The organism is Nocardia sp. NPDC004718 (genome assembly GCF_053601535.1).
The window spans coordinates 1-5,341 of sequence record NZ_JBSGCA010000036.1 but is presented as its reverse complement, the minus strand read 5'-3'; the positions used below and the strand labels follow the sequence as shown (position 1 = coordinate 5,341).

At 67.1% G+C, this 5,341-nt stretch carries 4 protein-coding genes and 1 pseudogene; 4 read left to right on the top strand and 1 reads right to left on the bottom strand.

Annotated features, from left to right (window positions below):
- Nucleotides 1-811, top strand: a pseudogene (locus ACWEH3_RS24820) (aldehyde dehydrogenase (NADP(+))); the annotation flags it as partial.
- Between the two features lie 127 nt (nt 812-938).
- Here ACWEH3_RS24820 and ACWEH3_RS24815 read toward each other — a convergent pair.
- Nucleotides 939-1,205 (bottom strand): hypothetical protein, encoded by a 267-nt coding sequence (locus ACWEH3_RS24815; RefSeq protein WP_450026674.1) that lies wholly within the window; start codon nt 1,203-1,205, stop codon nt 939-941.
- 474 nt (nt 1,206-1,679) lie between these two features.
- Between ACWEH3_RS24815 and ACWEH3_RS24810 the strand changes: the two genes are divergently transcribed.
- From ACWEH3_RS24810 to ACWEH3_RS24800, 3 genes are all read left to right on the top strand, one after another.
- The gene (locus ACWEH3_RS24810; RefSeq protein ID WP_450026676.1) at nt 1,680-2,426 is read left to right on the top strand and encodes a FadR/GntR family transcriptional regulator; all 747 of its coding nucleotides are present in this window, start codon (nt 1,680-1,682) and stop codon (nt 2,424-2,426) included.
- 3 nt (nt 2,427-2,429) lie between these two features.
- Complete coding sequence (locus ACWEH3_RS24805; RefSeq protein WP_450026678.1) at nt 2,430-3,164, top strand: cache domain-containing protein; 735 nt, start codon at nt 2,430-2,432, stop codon at nt 3,162-3,164.
- A gap of 597 nt (nt 3,165-3,761) precedes the next feature.
- A partial coding sequence (locus ACWEH3_RS24800) for an amino acid adenylation domain-containing protein (RefSeq protein ID WP_450026680.1) occupies nt 3,762-5,341 on the top strand: 1,580 nt, incomplete at its 3' end.

Genomic DNA, 5,341 nt, shown 5'->3' with positions numbered 1-5,341 from the left:
GCTCCCCACCCCCTTTTTCGCCTCTTTGACTTGTATCACCCGGGTGTTGGGGCCGCGGGCCGCGGGGGCGCCGCCCGCCCCCCGGCTCGGCGCCGAATTCGTCGCCTCGCTCACCAACGGCGTCGGACAGCTGTGCACGAGCCCCGGCTTGATCTTCGTGGCCGACGGACCCGGCACCGACGATTTCGTCGACGCGGCGACCGCGGCCGTCGCCGCCACGTCCGGCGCGCCGATGCTGAACGCGGGTATCGCCGCCGCGTTCACCGCGGGGGTGCGGCGCTTGGCCGCGACCGAGGCCGTGTGGACCGCCGCGAAGGGCAGCGACGCCGGGGCGGCCTGCACGGGCGTGCCGCAACTGTTCGTGACCACCGGTGAGCGGTTCCTGGCCGATCGGGAACTCCACGAAGAAGTGTTCGGGCCCGCCTCGATCATCGTCCGGGTGACCGGAGCGGAGCAGTTCGCCACCCTCGTCGACGAGCTCGAGGGCCAGCTCACCGCCACGGTGCACGCCGTGGCCGCGGATCGCGAACTCGCCGCGACCCTGCTCGGCAAGCTCGAACTGATCGCAGGCCGGGTGCTCTTCGACGGCTGGCCCACCGGGGTGGAAGTCGGCCACGCGGTGGTCCACGGCGGCCCGTTCCCCGCGACCAGCGCGCCGTCGACCACCTCCGTGGGCAGCCGCGCCATCGAGCGATTCCTGCGCCCGGTCGCCTACCAGAACGTCCCCGACGACCTGCTCGCCGACGAGATCCGCGCGGACAACCCGCTCGGTATCTGGCGGCGCGTGGACGGGGTCATCACGCGGGACTGAGATCCGCTCCGCGCGGATACGAGACCGCGCGGCCGGGCGCGCGGCCGCTCCTACGGGCGAAACGAGCGGCTTTCAGCGGCAGTGGTGGTGAGCAGGCCCAGGCGGTGTATTCACCGAGGTAACCGGCTCACGCCCAAGCCCGCTGCCTGGTCACCACGGGCAGTGGTGGGATGAGTTTGGCCCAGAATTCGCGGCGCACCGCGTCCCAGAGCCGCGTCAGCTCCGGAAGAAGTTCGCGCGCCTGCGCGAGGTCAGGGTAGTTGCCGGGGCCGAACGCGACCAACGGTGAAGCATCCGATGTCTTGTCCACCGCGACGATCGCGATCAGGTGGTGGTGAACGAAACGCCACGTCGCGCATACACCGTCGACTTCGGTATGGCGTACTTCACTCATCGTCGAAACCCTGGCGTCGTACGCTCGGCTCGCACTTGCGCCGACCCCGTGGTCCCCCGGCCGTATTCCCCTCCGCGCCACCTGCCGGGCCGTCGCCTCGGCACGGTCGCGGTGAAGTGACCGTAGTGCACGCTATGGCTGTTCTGGTTCGCTTCGAACATGGGAAATCCTGTTTCGATCGTGACGCCGCCGCGTCCCGGTGCCCAGAAAGGCAGTTCCACTCGTCTGAACATAAGACATTAGATTTCATAGTTCAACGCGTGGCGGGTAAGGATTGCGTTAAGTTCACGGCCAGGCCGGTATGCGACCGAGACCTTCGGGTGCGGGTCGGAGCCCACCACGTCAGGCGCGACCGCGATCGGCGGCCGACCGGGGAAGGATCGCACAGTCGCACCGGGTACCTCTAACTCTAGAGTTCATAGTTCAACTGTTCGTTGGCTAGGATCGAGTTACATCCCCCACCGAGGAGTCGCGTTGTCCAAGCAGGAGAGCGCCGGACTGACCGCTCTCGGCGCCGTGCTGGCCCCCCTCGAGGGTGGCGGCCCGAAGACCGAGGCCGTGGTGCAGCGACTCAGTGCCGCCATCAGCCTCGGCCTGATGGTCGACGGCCAGCAGTTGCCGAGCGAGACCGATCTCGCCGGTCAGCTCGGGGTGTCGACGATGACCCTGCGCGAGGCACTGGCAGTGCTCCGGCAGCAGGGAATCGTGCAGACCAAGCGCGGACGCGGCGGCGGCAGCTTCATCCGCGGTGCGGCGGAGATCCTCGAGAGCAGCTCACTGGCGCGCCTGCAGGAGATGAGCATCCAAGAATTGCGCGATCTGGGGGACGAGCACTTCGCCGTCACCGGAGCCGCCGCCGTGTTCGCCGCACGCCGCGGGTTGCGAGCCGATATCGCGCGGCTCCGATCCCTGGCCGACCGGCTGAAGGACAGCAGCGAGCCCATATCGGCCCGCCGGGCCGACAGCCGCTTCCATATCGAAATGGCGGTGTGCGCGCAATCCACCCGCTTGACTCGCGCCCAGGTGGCGCTACAAGCCGAACTCTCCGCCCTGCTCTGGTTACCCCGACTGAAACTCGACCCGGCTGCCGAAGCCACCGCGCATCGCGATTTGGTGGACGCGATCGAAAGAGAAGACGACGCCCGGGCGAGAGAACTGGCAGAATCACAAACCGAATCACGCATCCGCCGCCTCGTCGCCCTACGTTTGGAGCTCAGTTGATCGATGAGGGATACCGATAGTTCTTCCACCCCGGTGACCGTCGAATCGCTCGTTCACGCCGTCACAGAACTGGCCGAGGAGGTCTACGGATCGCTGGGCATCATCGGGGCCGAATTGGCGGCACTGTGGGCGAGATCGACCGAGAAGCCGCAGCACGCGCCCCGATCGACCGACCTCGCGCCGCTGCGCGACACCATTGTCGGCGAGCTCGAGCGGCGTGGAAAACTGTTCGAAAGCGCGGGCGTAGTGATGGCCGACGGCGTTCTCGCGGATCGCCCCCGATTCCTGGAGTGGTGGTTCCTCGACACCGACCGCGGACCGCAACGTCTCGGGCTGGAATTGAATCCGCACAATGAGTACTTCTACGACTACACGGCCATGGACTGGTTCACGATTCCGCGCGACCAGGGTCGGCGCTGGGTGTACGGGCCGACCATCGATTACGCGTGTACCGATCAGTACGTTTGCACCTTCGCAATTCCGGTGACGACCAATTCGGGAGCCTTCCTCGGAATCGCCGGTGCCGATGTTCCGGTCGCTTCGATCGAGGCGGTCCTGCTTCCGCGATTCCGGGCATTCGGTCAGCGGGTGGTGCTGGTCAACAGCGAGGGGCGCGTCATCATGGGCACCGATCCCGAATTCATCACCGGATCCAAGATCAGCCGCATGGCCCGGTCCGCCGCGGCGATGCCGATCGAGGCCACGTCGTGGTCGTTACAACCGCTGGACTCACACTGATGCGACGCGACAGCGCTGCGGGACGCCGGCCACGAGCCGGATGGCACGCGGTGCGCCCCGATGAATGGGGTCGTGCGACACGGAGGGGTTCGCCGAATACTCGTCCCCATGAAGGCGATCACCGCGGGCCTCCTTACGCCGGCCACACTCCTCGCACCACTGTCGACCGCGCACGCCACGCCGTTCGAGCAGGAGGCGACCATCGCGGAACGGCAACCGTTGTAGACGCAGCCTGAAGGATCGCCGAGAACGCCTGTCGGGCTTGCCATCTCGGAAGTTCGGGCGGAATCTTCGCGGCGGAGTCGCATGAGCCACGGAAGAAGTCGACCGGAATCATCGTCTGGGTCGGTGCCGCATTGGCACACTTGATCAGTGAAAGGTGTGAAACGCAGCATAATTCGCCGGCGCCGCCGTACGCCGTGCCGTAAGCGGGTTACCAGCTGTGTACTGTCCCGACGGGGCCGAACAGTCCGGGACTTCTCGCGAGAGAGTTCCCGGGCTGTCTGCGACACCAGTGCGAGCAAGTAGCGAGGTTGTGGGTTGGATCGTTGGTGACGGCCGCGAGCGCCGGCACCACCTGAAGGAGAAAGCACGGAAATGAAGATGGACCGCCGTTCTGCGCGTGGAAACCGCCGTCGCCGTTCCGGCGCTCCGCTCTTCGGGCAACTGCTCACAGCCGCGGTCGAGTCCGCCGCCGACACGGTGGCGATCCGGTTCAGTCCGACAGGCGATCCCGCCGATACCACCCAGCTGACCTATCGAGAGCTCGACGAATGCTCGTCGCGGCTGGCACGGGAATTGATCGACCGGGGATTGGGGCCCGGTGACGTGGTGGCCATCGGCATTCGGCGCTCGATCGAGTCGGTGCTGTCGGTGTGGGCCATCGCCAAGACGGGCGCCGCGTATGTGCCGATCGATCCCACCTACCCGCCGGAGCGGATCGCCTACATGGTGTCCGATTCCGGAGCGGCGCTGGGCCTGACCACTTCCGCGTACCGCGAAGCGCTGGGCACGTCGATCCCGTGGATCGAACTCGACGACCCGCGAGACCGGGAACGGATCGCACGGCGGCCCGCGCACCCGGTCTCGTATGCCGATCGGGTGCGACCGCTGACCGAGCAGCATCCCGCCTACGTCATCTTCACCTCGGGTTCGACCGGTCGGCCCAAGGGGGTCGTGGTCACCCACTCCGGATTGGGCGCGATGGTGGCGTCCGAACGGGAGCGCTACGACGTCACCGAGGGCTCGCGGGTGATGCACATCTGCTCGCCGAACTTCGACGTGTCGGTGCTGGAATTGCTGCTCGCCTTCGCCACCGGGTCCACCCTGGTGATCGCGCCGCCGACCGTATTCGGCGGATTCGAACTCGCCGATGTGCTGAGGCGCGAACGCGTCACGCACATGCTGATCACGCCCGGCGCGCTGGAATCGGTCGATCCGGAGGGGCTCGCGGACCTGCGCGTCGTGATGGTCATCGGCGACCGGTTCGGTCCGCACCTGGTCGGCCGGTGGAGCGGGAACGGCCGGGCGATGATCAACGGCTACGGCCCCACCGAAGCCACGGTCATCGCGACCAGCAGTGCGCCGCTGGTTCCCGGCGAGACCATCACCATCGGCGGCGCGATACCGGGATTCGGTCTGTTCGTGCTGGATTCCCGCTTGCGCCCGGCCCCGGCCGGAGTGATCGGCGAGCTGTATCTGTCCGGCCCCGCGCTGGCGGAGGGCTACCTCAACCGGCGCGGTCTCACCGCGGCGCGCTTCGTGGCCAACCCGTTCGGCGGCGAGGCGGGCAATCCGGGATCGCGCATGTACCGCACCGGCGACTTGGCCCGCCGACTCGGCGGGGGCGGCATCGAGGTACTGGGACGTTCCGATTTCCAAGTGAAGGTCCGTGGTTTCCGCGTCGAACTCGGCGAGATCGATGACGCGCTGAGCCGCCATCCGGATGTCGAATTCGCGGTGACGTTGGGCAAGCGGCAGCAGAACGGCACGACCATGTTGGTGTCCTACGTGCTTCCCGAGGCGGACGCGGTGGGCATCGGGGCCGAGTTCGACACCACGGCACTGCTGGACTTCATCTCCGAGTCGTTGCCGGGGTACATGATTCCGGCGTCGATTGTGGTGTTGGATGAGATTCCGTTGACGCCGGTGGGGAAGTTGGATCGGGCGGCGTTGCC

What these genes read in the sequence shown, in the direction of transcription:
- ACWEH3_RS24815 (WP_450026674.1), bottom strand. Translation starts at nt 1,205, where the DNA reads ATGAGTGAAGTACGCCATACCGAAGTCGACGGTGTATGCGCGACGTGG.
- ACWEH3_RS24805 (WP_450026678.1), top strand. Translation starts at nt 2,430, where the DNA reads ATGAGGGATACCGATAGTTCTTCCACCCCGGTGACCGTCGAATCGCTC.